Genomic DNA, 17,537 nt, shown 5'->3' on the forward strand with positions numbered 1-17,537 from the left:
TTGCAGATTTCTTTTTGGTAGGGCCAGTTCAGATTCCCTCTTGCGGCCTAAACCAATCGGCGATAGCGTGTAACAAAAGAGCAAGAAATTGGCTCACTATTGGTTCAGGGAGGAACTGGATGCGGGTCGCGACTTTCTCGATCGCGGGCGAACGTCGCGTGGGTCTCGTCGATCTCGATGCCCAGACCATCGCGCCTTTCGATTTTTCCGTCGAGCAGGCACGGTCCGGCATCCTGGCGCTGATCGAGCGCAATGGCGCGGGCATGCCGCGCACCCTGTCGCCGGTCCCGCTGGCCGAGGTCGAAATCGAAGCGCCGATCCCGCAGCCGCGCCGCAACATCTTCTGCGTCGGCAAGAACTATCACGAGCACGCGCATGAGTTCGCCCGCTCGGGCTTCGATTCCAGCGCCGGCGCTGGCGCGATCCCCAAGCACCCGATCATCTTTTCCAAGGTTCCGGAATCGGTCGTCGCCAATCATGCCAGCGTGCTGATCGATCCCTCCGTCTCAACATCCATAGACTACGAGGCGGAACTCGCCGTCATCATTGGCAAAGGCGGGCGCGGCATATCGAGGGAGGAAGCGCTCGATCATGTCTGGGGCTACACCATCGTCAACGACGTCACCGCGCGCGACCTGCAGGGCAGATACAGCCAGTGGCTGATCGGCAAGTCGCAGGACACGTTCTGTCCGATGGGGCCATGGGCGGTGACCAGGGATGAACTCGATCTGGCGACGGCCGGCATCAGGTGTTTCGTCAATGAGGACCTGCGCCAGGATTCGCGCATCGCGTTGCTGATCTTCGACATCCCGACCATCATCGCGACGCTGTCGCAAGGCATTACGCTGAAGCCCGGCGACATCATCGCCACCGGCACGCCGGTTGGCGTCGGGATTGGCTTCGATCCGCCGAAATACCTCAAGGCCGGCGATGTCGTGCGCATCGAGATCGACGGCATCGGCACGCTGGAAAACCGCTTCGCGGAGCACGCACGATGACGTCCGTGACGGTTGGCAACGTCGTCGCCGAAACCACGGGCGAGGGTGTGGCCGTGGTGATGATCCATGGCCTCGGCGGCACGTCGAACATGTTCCAGCCGCAGATGGCCGCGCTGTCGGGCTATCGCGTCGTCCGGCTCGATTTGCCGGGTTCCGGCCGTTCGCCGCGTCCAATCGAGCCGCTGACCATCGAAGACATGAGCGAGGCGGTGGTCCGCGCGTTGGCCGGCATGGGTGTTTCCTCGGCGCATCTCGTTGGCCATTCCATGGGCACCATCGTCTGTCAGCAGATCGCCGCGACGCAGCCTGCCCTGGCCAAGTCGCTCGTGCTGTTCGGCGCTCTGGCCGAGCCTGCCGAGGCAACACGGCAAGGTCTTGGCAACCGAGCCCGGCTGGCGCGTTCGGGCGGCATCGCCGACATAGCCGACCAGATCGTCGCCAACGCGATCTCCGCGCACACGAGGGAGACCTCGCCGGCGGCCATCGCCTTCGTGCGGGAATCGATCACCCGACAGGATCCCGAATCCTATGCCCGCACCTGCGAGGCGCTCGCCAAGGCGACCGCGGTCGATGCCAGGAGAATTTCGGCGCCGACGCTGCTGGTCACCGGCGACGCCGACACCGTCAATCCGCCTGGCGTCGCCCAGGCGCTTGCCGACCGGATCAAGGGAGCCGTATTCTCCTCGCTCGATCGGTGCGGACATTGGGCGACGGTGGAGAGCCCCCGCGAAAGCAGCCAGAAGCTGGCCGACTTTTTGAGACGGGTTGATAGGTGAGGAATTCTGATCGAGCGTAGAACTCATGCGCTCGGCAAGTTGGGAGGCTTGTGATGGCAGACGACAGCTGGAACGGAAACGGGTCAAGCAGCACGCTGTTCACCAATGTACGGGTGCTCGATGCCACGGGTGAATATCCCTATACCGGCGAGGTGCTGGTGCAGGGCAACCGCATCAAGCAGATCACCAAGGGCTCGTCGCGTTACGGTTCGTCGTCGTCGTCCTCGTACAGTGGCGGTGCGACCGTGATCGACGGCATGGGCGCCACGCTGATGCCCGGCATGATCGACGCGCATCTGCATCTGTCCTGGAACAACGCGCCCGGTATCGACCCCATCCAGATGATGGAGGTCGAGGAGCATATGCTGGTCACCATGGAGATGGCCAAGCTGGTGCTCGACGCCGGCTTCACCGCCGGCCGGGGTGCCGCCGCCGCCAAGCCGCGCCTCGATGTCGTGGCCAAGAAATTCATCAACCAGGGCCGTTTCCCCGGGCCGCGTTATCTCGCGGCCGGGCCTGAAATCACCACCGTCGGCGGCCTCGGCGATTCCTCGCCGTCACACATCCCGCATGAAGGCCTCAATCTCGGCCTCGTTGTCTCCGGCCCGGAAGAAATCCGCCGCACGGTGCGCCAGCTGATCAAATACGGCGTCGATTCCATCAAGCTGAACCTGTCGGGCGAAAGCATCACCGGCATGGGCGCCGAGGAAACGCCGATGTCGGAGGAAGAGGTCGCCATGGCTGCCTCCGAGGCGCGCTGCCGCAACAAGGTATTGTCGGCGCATGCGCGCTCGTCCGGCTCGGTCAAGCAGTGCGTCCGGCACGGCATCCAGAACATCTACCATGCCTCCTTCGCCGACGAGGAAGCGCTCGACATGCTCGAGGCGGTCAAGGACAAGCACTTCGTCGCACCCGGCATCGCCTGGCTGATCAACACCGCGCGCCACGCCGAGCAGTGGGGCATCAAGCCGGGCTCGCCGCTGTCGCTCGAATATGAGCGCGAACTCGAAATGTGCATCGACACGATGAAGAAGATGCACCGGCGCGGCATCCGCGTCCTGATCGGCGGCGACTATGGCTTTGCCTGGACGCCGCAGGGCACCAACGCCAAGGACATCCAGACCTTCGTCGAGATGCTCGGCTTCTCGCCGATGGAGGCGATCCAGGCCGGCACCAAATATGGCGGCCAGATCATGGGCATGGGCGACGAGCTCGGTCTGATCAAGGAAGGCTATCTCGCCGACATCCTGCTCATCGACGGCGACCCGATCTCGGATGTGCGCATCCTGCAGGACAAGAACCGCATCCTCGCCATCATGAAGGACGGCAAGTTCCACAAGGCGCCGCGCATGAACGAGCAGCGCCGGCGGCTGACTGCATGAGCCTGCTCGACCGGCCATCCCAGACGCTCTCAAGCGGCGGCATGACACTGCGGCAGGCCTGGGGCGTCGCCGGCCTGCTCGCCGCCGCTGTCTTGACATGGCTGGTCTTCGCCGTGTGGCCGGAATGGCTGAACGCGATCCTGATTTCGAAGAAGGCCTTCGTCAGCGCCATCCTCAACGGCATCACGCTGGCCGGTCTCTATTTCCTCGTCGCCTCTGGCTTCACGCTGATCTTCGGCCTGATGCGCAACGTCAATCTGGCGCATGGCTCGCTCTATCTGCTCGGCGCCTATATCGGCTACGAGGTCACCAACCGCACCGGTTACTGGCTGCTGGGCGTTGCCGCCGGCTTCGCCGTCCTGGCCATCGTCGGTGTCGTCATGCAGGTTTTCGTCTTCCGCCGCCTGGAAGGTGACGACCTGCGCCAGACCCTGGTCTCGATCGGCATCTCCATTGTCGCCGCGGACCTGATGCTGGCGGTGTGGGCCGGCGGCACCTATCAGATCACGACGCCGGAATGGCTCGACGGCGCGCTGACTTTGCCTGTGATCACCGCCGTACGCTCCAACGGCGTGTCGGTCTTCCTCACCTATCCGCTCTACCGCGTCGTCGTGCTGGCGGCGGCGATCGTCATCGGTGTCGGCCTCTGGCTGATGCTGCACAAGACCCGCGTCGGCATGATGATCCGCGCCGGCGTCGACGACCGCGCCATGCTGCAGGCTTCCGGCGTCAACGTGCATGCGGTGTTCGCGATCGTCTTCGCGGTCGGCGCGGGCCTCGCCGGCTTTGCCGGCGTCGTCGGCGGGTCGGCGCTGTCGGTCGCGCCCGGCGAGGATGTCCGCTACCTCCTGGCCTCGCTGGTCGTGGTCATCGTCGGCGGCATGGGCTCGATCACGGGCGCGGCCATCGGCGCGCTGCTGATTGGCCTCGCCGAGCAGATCGGCCTCGTCTATTTCCCGACCTACGGCATCGTGCTGACCTTCGTCATCATGGTCGTGACGCTGGCGATCAGGCCGCAAGGCATCATGGGGAAGGCCCGATGAGCCTGGCCATCGCCACTAACAACGCTGCGACGCAGCGCAACTGGCTGGAGAAGCTCGGCCCGGGCCACATCATTCTCGGCACGGCGCTGGTGCTCTACCCCCTGGTGGCGTCGGATTTCTTCCTGACCCAGATCGGCGGCTATTCGCTTATCTTCGGCATGCTCGGCCTGTCGCTGATGCTGCTCGCGGGCTATGGCGGCATGGTCAGCCTTGCACAGATCACGGTTGCCGGCATATCGGCCTATGCTATCGCCATCCTCGGCAACAACAATTCGAACGTGCTGGGCTTCGGTTGGCCGTGGTGGCTTGCCGTGCCGTTCGCTGTTGTCGCGGCGGCATTGGCATCGGCGCTGATCGGCTGGATCTCGGTGCGCACCGAGGGCATCTACACCATCATGATCACGCTGGCGATCGCCACCGCGACCTACTATTTCGCGCAGCAGAACTACGCCATCTTCAACGGCCATTCCGGCTATGCCGGCATCCGCGCGCCGGTGTTTTGGGGCGTCAACTGGCGCGACGCCAGGCCGTTCTATTACCTCTGCCTTGGGCTGTCCGTTCTGTCCTATGCCGGGGTGCTCTACGGCTCGCGCTCGACCTTCGGCATGACGTTGCAGGCGATCAGGGACAATCCGCGCCGCATGCGCGCGCTCGGCTATCACGTCACCGCGCACAAGGTCTTTGCCTGGCTGCTCGCCGGCGTCATCGCGGGGCTGGCCGGCGTGCTGCTGGTCTGGTTCAACGGCCGTGTCTCGCCCGGCACCATCGGCGTCGATGCCGCGATCGATGTGCTGATCATCGCCGTCATCGGCGGGCTGCGCCACCCGATCGGACCGTTCCTCGGCGCGCTCGTCGTCGTCCTGATGCAGACCTTCGCCATCGACATCGTCGGCGCCGAGCGTTTCAACACGCTGATCGGCCTCGTGTTCCTGGTGATCGTCTTCGTCTCACCGGATGGAATTCTTGGGTTGTGGGGGAGGATCAAACCGCATCTTGCCCAGGAGTCGTTGCGTCCCGGCCCGTAGCGACCGGGACAGATGAACCATTGCAAACGAAAATCAACGGGAGGAAAAACCATGAGGATGCATAGACGTACATTGCTGGCCCTGGCGGTGTTCACCGGGCTGACCGCCCCGTCGATGGCGCTGGCCGCCGACGACACCATCAAGATCGGCCTGCTCGCCACGTTCGAAGGGCCATTTACGGTGCTCGGCGAAGACGGTGAGCGCGGCGCCATGACCGCTGTCGCCGAGATGAACGGCACCGTCGCCGGCAAGAAGATCGAGATCGTCAAGGGTTCGTCCGACGCGTCGCCCGACAGCGCCGTGCGCGCGGCGCGAAAACTGGTCGAACAGGACGGCGTCAAGGTGCTGGTCGGGCCGCTTTCGGGCGACGAAGGCATCGCCGTCAAGGACTACGCCAAGACGCAGCCCAACGTGACCTTTATCAACGGCACCTCGGCCGCGCAGGACACCACGCTGCGCAACCCGGCGGAGAATTTCTTCCGCTTCTCGACCGATGGCGCGCAGTGGATGGCCGGTCTCGGCACCTATGCCTTCAAGGACAAGGGCTACAAGAAGGTGGCGACCGTCGCCGAAGATTATTCCTTCCCCTACACGCAGGTCTTCGGCTTCATGGCCGAGTTCTGCAAGGCCGGCGGCCATGTGCCGTCGAAGTCGTGGGTGCCGATCGGCAACAAGGATTTCTCCTCGGTCATCGCGGCCATTCCCGAAGGCGTCGACGCCATCTATGTCGCGCTCGGCGGCGCCGATGCCGTCAACTTCCTGACCCAGTATCAGCAGAGCGGCGGCACCGCGCCGCTGATCGGCGGCTCGATCACCGTCGACCAGACCGTGCTGACCTCAAAGGGCAAGCTCAAGGAAGTGCTGAAGGGCACGCCGTCGGCCGGTCCGACCGCCGACACCAATGACGCACCGGCCTGGAAAGCCTTCGTCGAGGCCTACAAGAAGCAGCCGGGCGCGTTTCCGTCGCCCTCGCTCTTCGCCCATGGCTACTATGTCGACATGAAGGCGACGCTGCTCGGTCTCGATAAGGTCGGCGGCGATGTCTCCGACGGCGGCAAGAAGCTTCGCGAGGCGCTGTCCAGCCTCTCCTTCGACACGCCGACGGGCAAGGTGTCGCTGGACAAGAACCGCAACGCCATCGCCGACATCTTCCTGACCGAGGTCACCGAAGGGTCGGACGGCAATCTCCTGAACAAGCTGGTCAAGGTCGTGCCGCAGGTCAACCAGACGCTCGGCATTCCCGAAGACGAGTTCATGAAGCTCGGCGCGGTCAACCGCGACAATCCGAGCTGCCCGTAAGCTGAACTGAAGTGCAGCCGCCAGTGACCGAAAGCCTCGCAGCAAACCGTCTCCAGAGCACCGGCGCCTACGCGCTGGAGCTCGACGGCGTGGCGCGGCATTTCGGGGCGCTGGTGGCGCTCTCGGGCATCAATATGAGGATCGCGGCCGGTGAACGGCGCGCGGTCCTCGGTTCCAATGGCGCCGGCAAGACGACGCTGTTCAATGCCGTGACCGGCGACTTCATGCCGACGGCCGGCCGCATCCGTTTCTTCGGCGAGGACATCACCGACCTGCCTCCGCACGAGCGCATCCGGCGCGGCCTGCGCCGCACCTATCAGATTTCGCAATTGTTCAAGGGCCTGTCAGTCCTCGATTCAATCTTCCTCGCCTGCCGTGGCGTCTCGCGCCGGCGTTTCTCGCTGCTGCGGCCGGCGGCGTCTGATGTCAACATGGTGCAGGCGGAATCGATCCTCAACGCCGTGCATCTGGAAGCCTACCGCGACACGCTGGTGGCCACGCTGAGCCACGGCCAGCAGCGCCAGCTGGAGATCGCGCTGGCGCTAGCCGGCGCGCCGCGCTTCATCCTGTTCGACGAGCCGGCGGCCGGCCTGTCGCCGACCGAGCGCCGCGACCTCGTCGCCATCCTCAACGCGCTGCCCAAACATATTGGCTACATCATCATCGAGCACGATCTCGACGTGGCGCTGCGCGTCTCCGAATATGTCTCGATGATGCACAATGGCCACCTGTTCAAGGAAGGTACGCCGCAGGAGATCGAGGCCGACCCGGAAGTTCAGGAAATCTATCTCGGGGGCAAGCATGGCTGAGCGCCCCTCCCGCCAGACATCGAAGATCGCCAAGGCGATGCTGCGCATAGATGACCTGCAGGTCTTCTATGGTGAAAGCCATGCCCTGCAGGGCGTTTCGCTGACGCTGGAAAGCGGCGTGCTGTCGGTGGTCGGCCGCAATGGCATGGGCAAGTCGACGCTGTGCAACACCATTGTCGGCCTGAAGCGGGCGAAGTCCGGCTCGATCCGCGTCGATGGCCGCGAGATATCGGCGCTCGAGCCGCATGAAATTCATCGCCTCGGCGTCGGCTACGTCCCGCAAGGACGCCGCGTCTGGCCGAGCCTGAGCGTCGACGAGCATCTGCGTCTTGCCGCCGGCAACAGGCGCGATGCCTCCTGGACGGTCGAGCGCGTCTACCAGACCTTTCCGCGGCTTGCCGAACGCCGCGGCAATGGCGGCTCGCAGCTGTCGGGCGGCGAACAGCAGATGCTGGCGATTTCGCGTGCGCTGCTCAGCGATCCCAAGCTGCTGGTCATGGATGAGCCGACCGAGGGCCTGGCGCCGGTCATCGTCGACCAGGTCGAACGGATGTTGGTCGATCTCGCCGCCGAGGGCGAGATGGCGGTGCTGGTCATCGAGCAGAATATCGGCGTGGCGACCGCGGTTTCGAACCAGGTCGCCATCATGGTCAATGGCCGCATCAACCGGCTGATGGATGCCAGGGCGCTTGCCGCCGACCGGGAGCTGCAGCAAAGGCTGCTCGGCGTTGGCCGTCATGCGGAGGAGGCGCCGGTCACGCCGGCGGACGCCGCGCAGGCGAGGGACCAACTGGCGGAGGTCTATCGCGTCGATCGCAATGGCGGCGGCTCGGCTGAGCCGATGCCTCAGAACGGCGTTTATCGCCCGGTCACCGAACTGCCCAACCGCTGGAACGTGCCGGTAACCGAATTGCGCCAGGCCGCCGTCGACAAGGTGGCGCCGCAAGACGAAGCGAAGAAGGTTTTCGCCATTCCCTTTGCCGAGCGCATCGGCAGGACCGTGCTTGTCGCCGGCACGTTCGACACCAAGGGCAAGGAATTGCGTTTCGTCGCCGACCGGCTGAAGGCGCTCGGCCTGTCGGTCCGCACCGTCGATCTGTCGACCTCGGGAAAACCGACCAGCGCCGATGTGCCGGCCATGCAGGTGGCCGGCATGCATGCGCGCGGCTCGTCCGCCGTGTTCACCAACGATCGCGGCGGCTCGGTCAGCGCCATGGCGGAAGCCTTCGCGCGCTGGATCGAACGCGAGCCGCGCATCGGTGGTGTGATTTCTGCCGGCGGCTCCGGCGGCACGACGCTGGCGACGGCGGGCATGCGGGTGCTGCCAGTCGGCATCCCCAAGCTGATGGTGTCCACGGTAGCCGCCGGCGATGTTGCCAAATATGTCGGCGGCGCCGACATCATGATGTTCCATTCGGTCGCCGATGTGCAGGGCCTGAATTCGATCACCGAGCAGGTGTTGTCCAACGCCGCCCACGCCATGGCCGGCATGGTTGCGCAATTGCCCAATGCTGAGGCCTGGGAGGCAAGACGCAAGCTGGCGCGGCCGGCCGTCGGCATCACCATGTTCGGCGTCACCACGCCCGCGGTTCAGGCGGTCACGAAACGGCTCGAAGCCGATTATGACTGCCTCGTCTTCCATGCCACGGGCATTGGCGGGCGCGCCATGGAGAACCTCGGCGATTCCCGGCTGCTCCAGGCTTTTCTCGATCTCACCACCACCGAAGTGGCCGACATGATCGTCGGCGGCGTCTTCCCGGCAACACAGGATCGCTTTGGCGCCGCGATCCGCACCGGATTGCCTTATGTCGGCTCGGTTGGCGCGCTCGACATGGTCAATTTCGGTTCGCGCGACAGCGTTCCGGAGAAATTCCGCAGCCGCAAATTCGTCATCCACAATCCCAACGTCACGCTGATGCGCACCACGCGCGACGAGAACCGCGCCTTCGGTGAATGGATCGGCGCGCGGCTCAACGCCATGAACGGGCCGGTGCGGTTCCTGCTGCCCGAGGGCGGGGTGTCGATGCTCGATGCGCCCGGCCAGCCTTTCCATGACCCCGAGGCCGACAACGCCCTGTTCGAGGCGATCGAAAGGACCGTCCGCCGCACACCGCTGCGCCAGGTCGAGCGGGTCCGGGCGAACATCAATGACACGGTCTTTGTCGATGCCGTGATCTCCGCGTTTCACGCGATTGGTCCGAAGTTGCAGAGGCGGGCATGAAGAATTGGACTTCACCACCTCATGGGTGGATGTTTGAATTTGCCGCCGGTCGCCTCGTGCCGACCGCATTGTCTTGGGGAGGATAGATCATGGACGCGCAGACCTTTGGCGCATTCCTGTTGTGGCTGATCGTTGCCGCGGTCGTCGTGGTGATCGCCGTCTACATCTTGCGCTGGCTCTATCGCCGCTCGACCAAGGAGACGGCGTTCGTGCGCACCGGCTTCATGGGTGAGAAGGTGGTGGTCAATGGCGGGGCCTTCGTCATCCCCGTGCTGCATGAGATCACCCCGGTCAACATGAACGTGTTGCGCATCGAGGTGCGCCGCGAGGATGCGCTGGCGCTGATCACCAGGAACCGCATGCGTGTCGACCTGATCGCGGAATTCTTCGTCCGTGTCGGCGCACACCGCGAACTGGTCGCCGCCGCCGCGCAGACGCTCGGTCGGCGCACGCTGCAGCCCGAGAGCCTGCGCGAACTGCTGGAAGGCAAGTTCGCCGGCGCGCTGCGCACGGTTGCCGCGCAGATGACGTTGGAAGAGATGCATGAATTGCGCGGCGACTATGCCGCCAAGGTGCGCCGGCTGGCCGAGGAGTCGCTCGCCGCCAATGGCCTCGAGCTGGAGAGCGTTGCCATCGTCGACCTCGACCAGACCAGCCTTGAATATTTCGATCCGTCCAACGCCTTCGACGCCGAGGGCCTGACGCAATTGACGGAGTCCATCGAGACCCGTCGCCGCATGCGCAACGAAATCGAGCAGCGCACGCTGGTCGACATCCGCAACCAGAACCTCGATACGCAGCGCAAGGTGCTGGAGATCGACCGCGACACCGAATATGCCCGTCTCGAACAGGAGCGCGAGGTCGAGGTTCGGCGCGCCGCGCAGCGGTCCGAACTCGCCATCGAGCGCGCCCTGCGTGATCAGGAATCGGAACAGGCGCAGCTTTCCTCACGCGAAGCGGTCGAGAAATCGCGGCTCAACCAGGAGCGCAACATCACCCAGGAACGCATCAAGAGCGAGGAAGAGACGCAGCGCCGCGAGATCGCGCGCCGCCGCTCGCTCGACGAGACCGAGATGAAGATGCGCGAACTGACCGAGCGCGAACAGATCGCCCTCGAACTGTCGCTGGAAAAAGCCCGTATCGAGCGCGAGGGCGCGCAGAGCAAGCTGGAGATCGAGCGCAAGAAACTGCTTGAGGTCGCCGAACTCGAACGCCAGATCGCGCTGGCCGAAAAGGCGCTGGAAGTGACCCGGGCCGAGGCGGAAAAGCGGCGTGCCGAAATTATCGAGAACCAGGCGACCGAGACGGCGCGCATCGCGCAGGATCGCGTCGTCGACGAGGTGCGCATCGAACGCGAGCGCCATCTCGAAGCCTTGCAGATCGCCAAGCGCCAGGCCTTCGAGGAGGCCGAGATTTCGGCCAGCGAAGAGGTCGAGCGCGCCCGCATCACCACCGAACGCGGCATCGAGGAAGCGCGCCTGATCAAGGAGCGTGAAATCCGCCAGCTCGGCGTGGACCGCGACCAGAAGGTGGAGATCGCCGAGATCCAGAAGGCGATCGACGTCGCCAAAAAGACTCAGGAACGCTCTTCCGCAATCGCCGCAGCCGAGGCCGTCCGCGCCAAGGCGATCCAGGCCGAGGAACAGGCGCTGACCGCGCGCGAGCGCGAGATCGCCGAGCGCCGCAAGCTGACCGACCTGATCGGCGCCAGCCGGGAGGCCGAACGCGAGGCGCTGCGCGTCACCGCCGCCGCCGAGGCCGAAATGAAGGCGGCGAAAAGCCTTGCCGAAGCGCAGAAGATCGCCGCACTGGCATCAGCCGAAGCGGAGAAGATTCATGCGCTTGCCGCCGCCCAGCGCTACGAGGTCGACGCATCCGGTCACCGCCAGCTCAACGAAGCCGAGAACATCCTTTCCGAGGCTGCGCGGGCAGGTCGTCTGCGCGGAAAACTGCTCGACCATATGGAAGGCATCATCCGCGAAAGCGTCAAGCCGATGGAGAAGATCGACGGCATCAAGATCTTGCATGTCGACGGCATCAATGGCGGGCAGGGGACAAATCGCAACGTCACCGACGAGGTGATCGACTCGGCGCTGCGCTACCGCGTGCAGGCGCCGATGATCGACAATCTGATGAAGGAGATCGGCATCGAGGGCGGCTCGCTCGGCCGCATGACCGACGTGCTGCGCGACGCCAAGGACATCTCCAGCCTCATCCGCGACAAGAAGGGCAAGGGCAAGACGGCCAAGGACGACGATGACGACCGCGACCATTGAGGTGAGCGTCTGCGCCGCCCCTCACCTGCCTGCCGGCATCCTCTCCCCGTATAGGGACGGGGAGAGGGGCGCGGTCATTGATGGTTTCGCAAGTCACCAGCGTTGCAAGGTTGGCGCCGAGGTCGCGGCCAGCCGCTTTTTCCCCGTCACTATACGGGGAGAAATGTCCGGCAGGACAATGAGGGGCGGCGCTGACGGCGACAGGAATATCCCTCAACGCAACCTCCATCGCATTGTCCTCGGCCAGCACGCATGACCAAAGTCTACGTCTCCTCGGTCATCCCCGCGCCTGCTGCCGAGGTCTGGAAGCTCATCCGCAATTTCAACGGTCTGCCAAGCTGGGCGCCGTTCGTCGCCGAAAGCCGCATCGAGCAGAACGCGCAGCCTGACCAGATCGGCTGCATCAGGAATTTCGTGCTCAGGGATGGCGGCCGCATTCGCGAAAGGCTGTTGGCGCTGTCGGACTACGACCTGTCCTGCAGCTACGCCATTCTCGAAAGCCCGATGGCGGTGGAAAACTATGTCGCCACCCTGTCGCTGACGCCGATCACCGACGGCAATCTGACGCTTGCCGAGTGGCAGGCGGAGTTCGACTGCGCGCCGGATCGCGAGGCGTCCCTGATGCAGCAGATCGGCAACGGCGTGTTCCAGACCGCGCTGACCGCGCTGAAACACCAGTTCGGGCGCTGACGCCGTCCGATGGTCAAGGTTTGCCAGAGCACCATCATCGATGCGCCGGTCGACGAGGTCTGGGCGATCCTGCGCGATTTCAACGGCCATGACCGCTGGCACCCGGCGATCGCCTTCAGCGAGATCGAGGGCGGCGAGCCCGTCGATGCGGTGGGCTCGGTCAGGCATTTCAGGCTGAACGACGGCGGCGAACTGCGCGAGCAGTTGCTGGCGCTGTCCGACAGGGACCTGCGGCTGAGCTATTGCCTGCTCGAAGCGCCACTGCCGCTGATGGGTTATGTCGCCTCGCTGCGGCTGAAACCGGTCACCGACGGCAATGCCACTTTCTGGGAATGGCGATCCGAATTCCATCCGCCGGCACATCGTCGCGAGGAACTGGTCAGGCTGGTCGCCGAAGGCATTTATCAGGCCGGCTTCACGGCCGTGCGCGATCTGCTGCGGCGAAATGGAAATACGCGGCTCGAGACGAGGCGGTCCCCGGTGGTTGCCGCGACGATCCCATCGGCAGGGTCGCCGCCCGTCGCCTTGGCGGTTGCGCCGAACCAGGCCGCGACGACCCGGGCCATCGTCGTCGAGCGCTATGGCGGACCGGAGGAATTGCGGCTGAGAGACATCGCGCTGCCGCCGCCGGCTCCGAACGAAGTGCGGATTAGACACACGGTGATCGGCGTCAATTTCATCGACGTCTACTGCCGCACCGGCTTCTTCGACCTGCTGCGGCCGCCGGGCGTGCCCGGCATGGAGGCGGCCGGGGTCATCGAGGCGGTCGGGTCGGCGGTGTCGGGTTTTGCCGCCGGCGACCGTGTCGCCTATGCCTGCCCGCCGGTCGGCGCTTACAGCGAGGCGCGCAACATGGCGCCTGATCTGCTGGTCCGACTATCCGACGACATCTCGGACGAGATCGCCGCCGCCGGCTTGCTCAAGGGCGTCACGGCCAGCTTCCTGCTGCACGATGTCCACGCCGTTAAGCCGGGCGACATCGTGCTGATCCATGCGGCTGCCGGCGGCATTGGCCAATTGCTGGTGCAATGGGCCCGCCATGTCGGCGCCACCGTGATCGCCACCGTGTCGAGCGACGACAAGGCGCGCATCGTCGAGCGGCTCGGCGCGCATCACGTGATTGTCTATTCCCGGGAGAATTTCGCCGACGTCGTCATGCGGGTGACCGGCGGCAGGGGCGCTGGCGTCGTCTACGACGCGGTCGGCAACGACACATTCGCCGGCTCGCTCGCCTGTCTTGCCGTGCGCGGTCACCTCGTCAGTTTCGGCCAGGCCTCGGGTCCGGTCGGCAATTGGGATATCGGCCGCTTCGCTTCGAAATCGATCACTGTCTCGCGGCCGAACTACGCCCACTATACCGACACGCCGGAAAAGCTCGGCACCCATGTCGTCAGGTTTTTTCAGGCGCTGCGGCAGGGCGCCGTCAGGGTCGAGGCGCCGACGCGCTACGACCTCGCCGATGCGGCCGACGCGCACCGCGATCTGGAGGCCCGGCGTACCACCGGTGCCCTGGTGCTGGTCCCGAAACCGTAACCCAGGCTTAGCCGTCGCACTGGCGTGGATGTCGGTTACGCAGGCGCGTTTCTTCACGCCTTCGCAAGCGCTGGATGGCCTGCGGCACGTCGCCGACTGTCGTTGTTCGTGCGAGCCAGAACTCAAGTTTGTGATTTGAGAGCGTCAATAAATAATTTGACGCGCGCAATGCTTTTGCGTTGTACTGGAAACGCGAAAATTTGACTGAATAAGTTCGGTCAAGCATTGCGACCCTGCGGCCGCCGCCGCAAGACTGATTCTGGCCGATCCGCGAAGGTCGGTGAGCAAGGTAAAGGGGCTCCGGATATCGATGGCGGAGAAGACGCACCGCACGATGGACGATTTCGCCAGGGCGTCCGGCGTGTCGCGGCCGACCCTGTCGAAATATTTCGACGATCCCGCCAGCGTGAAGCCGGCGACGCGGGCCCGCATCGAGGCAGCGCTTCGCTCCTCCGACTATCAGCCCAATGTTTTCGCGCGCAATCTCAACCGCAAGCGCACCCGCAATGTCGGCATCGTCGTGCCGGCCATCACCGACCCTTTCTATGCCGAAATGGTCAGCCGCATCGAATTGCGCTGCCGCGACGAAGGGTTCTGGCCGATCGTGATCTCCTCGCACGGTTCGCCGAAACTGGAAGCGGAATCGGTCAGAACGCTGATGTCGCTGAAAGTTGCCGGCGCCATCGTTGCGCCGCTTGGAAAGGTTTCCGAACCAGGCGTCTTCGAGCGGATGAGCGAGGACATTCCGATCGTCTATTTCGACACCTATATCGAGGGCGATACGCCTTTCGTAGGCAACGACAACCTGCAGAGCACGTCGACCATCGTCGACTACCTCTGCCGGTCCGGGGAACCGCCGATTTATGTCGATATTCCGCACGTCAATCACAATTCCGGCGAGCGCCTGCAGAGCTACATCGAAACGATGCGGGCCGCCGGCCTGCAACCGGTCGTGATCAACGCGGCCAGCGACTATCGCTGGGACTTCGAGCGCATCGGCCATGAATGGATGGACAGGACGCTGGAGAAGGGCGGCCTGCCGGCCCGCACGCTGTTATGTGCCAACGACCGTCTCGCCTTCGGCGTCATGTCGGCGGCGTTCTCGCGCGGGTTGAAGATCGGCCGCCGGTCAGACTGCGACTTCCGAGTCGCCGCCCATGACGATCATCCGCTGAGCCGCTACACCTGTCCGGCGCTGACCACGATGGCGCAGGATTTCGCCGCCATGGCCGGCCGCAGCGTTGAAATCCTGCTGGCCTTGCTGGATGAGGACGAGTCCCCCCGGCAAGATCTGGCGCGCAACGTCAAGCTTGGCGCCACACTGGTGATGCGCCAATCGGCCTGAGTTAGTCGGCCTGAGTTAGTCGGCTTGAGTTCGCGTCTGCTGGTACAGCCAGGCAGCCGCCTCGCTCACCGCTTGCCGCGCCGCCAGAATATGCCGGCCCATGGAGACGAAGCCATGGATCTGGCCCGGCCAATGCCGCAGCACCAGCGGCACCCCTTCGGCCCGCAGACGCTCGGCATAGGCCATGCCTTCGTCTGCGAGGATGTCGTGACCGGCGACAGCGACGAAGGCGGGAGCCACCCTGGCAAGCCCGGGAGCGAGCAGCGGCGATACGCGCCAGTCCTCGATGTCGTCAGGCGTGCGCACATAATGGTCGCGGAACCAGGCCATGGTGGCGGCGGTGAGCCCGAAGCCGTCGCCGAAACGGCGGTAGCTGGCCGCGCCCTGTCGGGCATCGGTGTTGGGATAGATCAGGATCTGGGCGGCGAGTGGCGGCGCCATCCCGTCGCGGGCAAGCAGCGCCAGCACGGCGGCAAGGTTGCCGCCGGCACTGTCGCCGGCAACGGCGATGCGGGCCGGATCGATGCCGAGTTCGCCGGCATTGTCCGCCATGAAACGCAGCGCCGCAGCGCAGTCCTCGAGCCCGGCGGGAAATTTGTGCTCCGGCGCCAGGCGATAGTCAGGGCAGATGACGACGGCGTTGGCCAGATTGGCCAGCCAGCGGCAGATCTCGTCATGCGAGGACAGATTGCCGATGACCCAGCCGCCGCCATGCAGATAGAGCACGGCGCGCGCGCCTGTTCGCGGCGCGCCGATGCCGCGATGGATGCGGATCGTGATCGGGCTGTTCGCTCCGTCGATCTGCCGATGCGCGGTCGAGGCGACCGGTTCATGCTCGCCCTGCTGTGTCGGGAACGAAGCGCTATAGGCGGCCCGCGCCGCCTCCACGCTGCCGTTCTCGAACGGCTCGCCGCCGGCCGCGCGGCCGATTTCGAGCGCGCGCAAGGCATCCGGGTCCAGCGTCATGGGCGTCTCCATCATGGCAACGCCTAGGCCAGCAGCCCGCGCGCTTCGTCTTCGGTCAGCAGCGCCGGCTGGGTGACATCGCCGGATATGGCGACCGAGCTTTTCGTCTCGCCCGAGCGCAGGATCGCCTCCATGATCTCCAGCACATGCAGCGCCAGATTGCCGGATGCGCGCGGTGCCGCGCCTGTCTGCAGCGAGCGCACCAGATCGGCGACGCCGAGCATGCGGTAGTTGGCGCGGTCGGGCGCGGCGTAGGGCCAGTTGCGGGCGCCGTAGAGTTCGCCTTCACTCTCGAAATCCCGCCACTGTGCGCCGCGTTCAGAGAGCGAGACAGTGCCGCCGAACGTGTCGGGATCGGGCAGGCGCAGTGAGCCCTCGGTGCCGTGCAACTCAATCGGGTGGTTGGAATGCTTGAAGACATCCCAAGAAGCGCCGAAGGTGACGGTGGCGCCGGAGCGGAATTCGAGCAGCGACAGCACGTTGGTCGGCGTGCCGACCTTGAACGTCGTGTTCTTGAACGGACCCTCGGCCGTGATCAGCCGCTCCTCCTGACCCTTCGTTGCCATTGCCATGACGCGGGCGACCGGCCCGAGCAGGTTGACCAGCATGGTGAGATAATAGGGACCCATGTCGAACACCGGACCGCCGCCCGGCTGGTAGTAGAATTGCGGATTGGGGTGCCAGTGCTCCATGCCGCGGCCCATCATGAAGGCTGTACCGGCGACCGGCCGGCCGATGGCGCCCTCATTCATCAGGCGGCGCGCCCGCCGTCCGGCGGCACCCAGGAAGGTATCAGGCGCCGAGCCAAGCAAAACGCCGCGTTTGGCCGCTTCCGCCACCAGGCGGCGACCATCGCTGGCCGAGGTCGCGAGAGGCTTTTCGGTGAAGACGTGCTTTCCCGCTGAAAGCGCCGAGACCGAAATGTCGAAATGCGCCGCCGGGATGGTCAGGTTGAGCACGAGATCGATCTCGGGGTCGGCAAGCAGCGCATCGACGCCGAGCGCCCGGATGCCATACTCCTTCGCCCGCAACGCCGCCATGTCGGCCGAGATGTCGGCGCAGGCGCGCAACTCGACCCCTCCGAAGAGGGCGGCGTTGCGCAGATAGGTCATCGAGATGTTGCCGCACCCGATGACGCCGATGCCAAGCCTGGCTTGTGATTTCGCCTGCATTT

General features: G+C 64.9%; 14 protein-coding genes. 12 read left to right on the forward strand and 2 right to left on the reverse strand.

The window, feature by feature from the left end:
* The first annotated feature begins 119 nt into the window (after positions 1 to 119).
* The 12 genes from J0I79_RS08190 to J0I79_RS08245 all read left to right on the forward strand — a co-directional run bounded on the left by J0I79_RS08190 (position 120) and on the right by J0I79_RS08245 (position 15,397).
* Entirely contained in the window at positions 120 to 998 is an 879-nt protein-coding gene (locus tag J0I79_RS08190; protein ID WP_292856329.1) for a fumarylacetoacetate hydrolase family protein, read from the forward strand.
* Entirely contained in the window at positions 995 to 1,774 is a 780-nt protein-coding gene (locus tag J0I79_RS08195; protein WP_292856330.1) for an alpha/beta fold hydrolase, read from the forward strand. Before J0I79_RS08190 ends, J0I79_RS08195 begins: the two co-directional genes overlap by 4 nt.
* Positions 1,775 to 1,827: 53 nt before the next feature.
* Positions 1,828 to 3,156, forward strand: a complete 1,329-nt coding sequence (locus tag J0I79_RS08200; protein WP_292856331.1) for an amidohydrolase family protein — start codon at positions 1,828 to 1,830, stop codon at positions 3,154 to 3,156.
* Between the two features lie 41 nt (positions 3,157 to 3,197).
* Complete coding sequence (locus tag J0I79_RS08205; protein WP_292856388.1) at positions 3,198 to 4,199, forward strand: branched-chain amino acid ABC transporter permease; 1,002 nt, start codon at positions 3,198 to 3,200, stop codon at positions 4,197 to 4,199.
* On the forward strand, positions 4,196 to 5,224 hold the full coding sequence (locus tag J0I79_RS08210) for a branched-chain amino acid ABC transporter permease (RefSeq protein WP_292856332.1): 1,029 nt from the start codon (positions 4,196 to 4,198) through the stop codon (positions 5,222 to 5,224). Before J0I79_RS08205 ends, J0I79_RS08210 begins: the two co-directional genes overlap by 4 nt.
* Before the next feature lie 51 nt (positions 5,225 to 5,275).
* Complete coding sequence (locus J0I79_RS08215; RefSeq protein WP_292856333.1) at positions 5,276 to 6,523, forward strand: ABC transporter substrate-binding protein; 1,248 nt, start codon at positions 5,276 to 5,278, stop codon at positions 6,521 to 6,523.
* A 23-nt stretch (positions 6,524 to 6,546) separates the two neighbouring features.
* The gene (locus J0I79_RS08220) at positions 6,547 to 7,332 is read left to right on the forward strand and encodes an ABC transporter ATP-binding protein (protein WP_292856334.1); all 786 of its coding nucleotides are present in this window, start codon (positions 6,547 to 6,549) and stop codon (positions 7,330 to 7,332) included.
* Entirely contained in the window at positions 7,325 to 9,553 is a 2,229-nt protein-coding gene (locus tag J0I79_RS08225) for an ABC transporter permease (RefSeq protein ID WP_292856335.1), read from the forward strand. The genes J0I79_RS08220 and J0I79_RS08225 overlap by 8 nt, the downstream gene beginning before the upstream one ends.
* Positions 9,554 to 9,642: 89 nt before the next feature.
* Positions 9,643 to 11,829, forward strand: a complete 2,187-nt coding sequence (locus tag J0I79_RS08230; protein WP_292856336.1) for a flotillin domain-containing protein — start codon at positions 9,643 to 9,645, stop codon at positions 11,827 to 11,829.
* Between the two features lie 252 nt (positions 11,830 to 12,081).
* Complete coding sequence (locus J0I79_RS08235; protein WP_292856337.1) at positions 12,082 to 12,519, forward strand: SRPBCC family protein; 438 nt, start codon at positions 12,082 to 12,084, stop codon at positions 12,517 to 12,519.
* 9 nt (positions 12,520 to 12,528) lie between these two features.
* Positions 12,529 to 14,052, forward strand: a complete 1,524-nt coding sequence (locus J0I79_RS08240; protein ID WP_292856338.1) for a zinc-binding dehydrogenase — start codon at positions 12,529 to 12,531, stop codon at positions 14,050 to 14,052.
* Between the two features lie 310 nt (positions 14,053 to 14,362).
* Positions 14,363 to 15,397 carry a LacI family DNA-binding transcriptional regulator gene (locus tag J0I79_RS08245; RefSeq protein WP_292856339.1) on the forward strand — a complete coding sequence of 345 codons (1,035 nt, stop codon included), beginning with the start codon at positions 14,363 to 14,365 and terminating at the stop codon, positions 15,395 to 15,397.
* Positions 15,398 to 15,412: 15 nt separating this feature from the next.
* On the opposite strand, the gene J0I79_RS08250 is transcribed toward J0I79_RS08245, so the two are convergent.
* Positions 15,413 to 16,363: an alpha/beta hydrolase gene (locus J0I79_RS08250; RefSeq protein WP_292856340.1), complete on the reverse strand. Its 951-nt coding sequence runs from the start codon at positions 16,361 to 16,363 to the stop codon at positions 15,413 to 15,415.
* Between the two features lie 23 nt (positions 16,364 to 16,386).
* The gene (locus J0I79_RS08255; RefSeq protein WP_292856341.1) at positions 16,387 to 17,535 is read right to left on the reverse strand and encodes a Gfo/Idh/MocA family oxidoreductase; all 1,149 of its coding nucleotides are present in this window, start codon (positions 17,533 to 17,535) and stop codon (positions 16,387 to 16,389) included.
* Positions 17,536 to 17,537: the final 2 nt, after the last annotated feature.

It is taken from the genome of Mesorhizobium sp. (assembly GCF_017306585.1).
Lineage (GTDB): Bacteria > Pseudomonadota > Alphaproteobacteria > Rhizobiales > Rhizobiaceae > Mesorhizobium.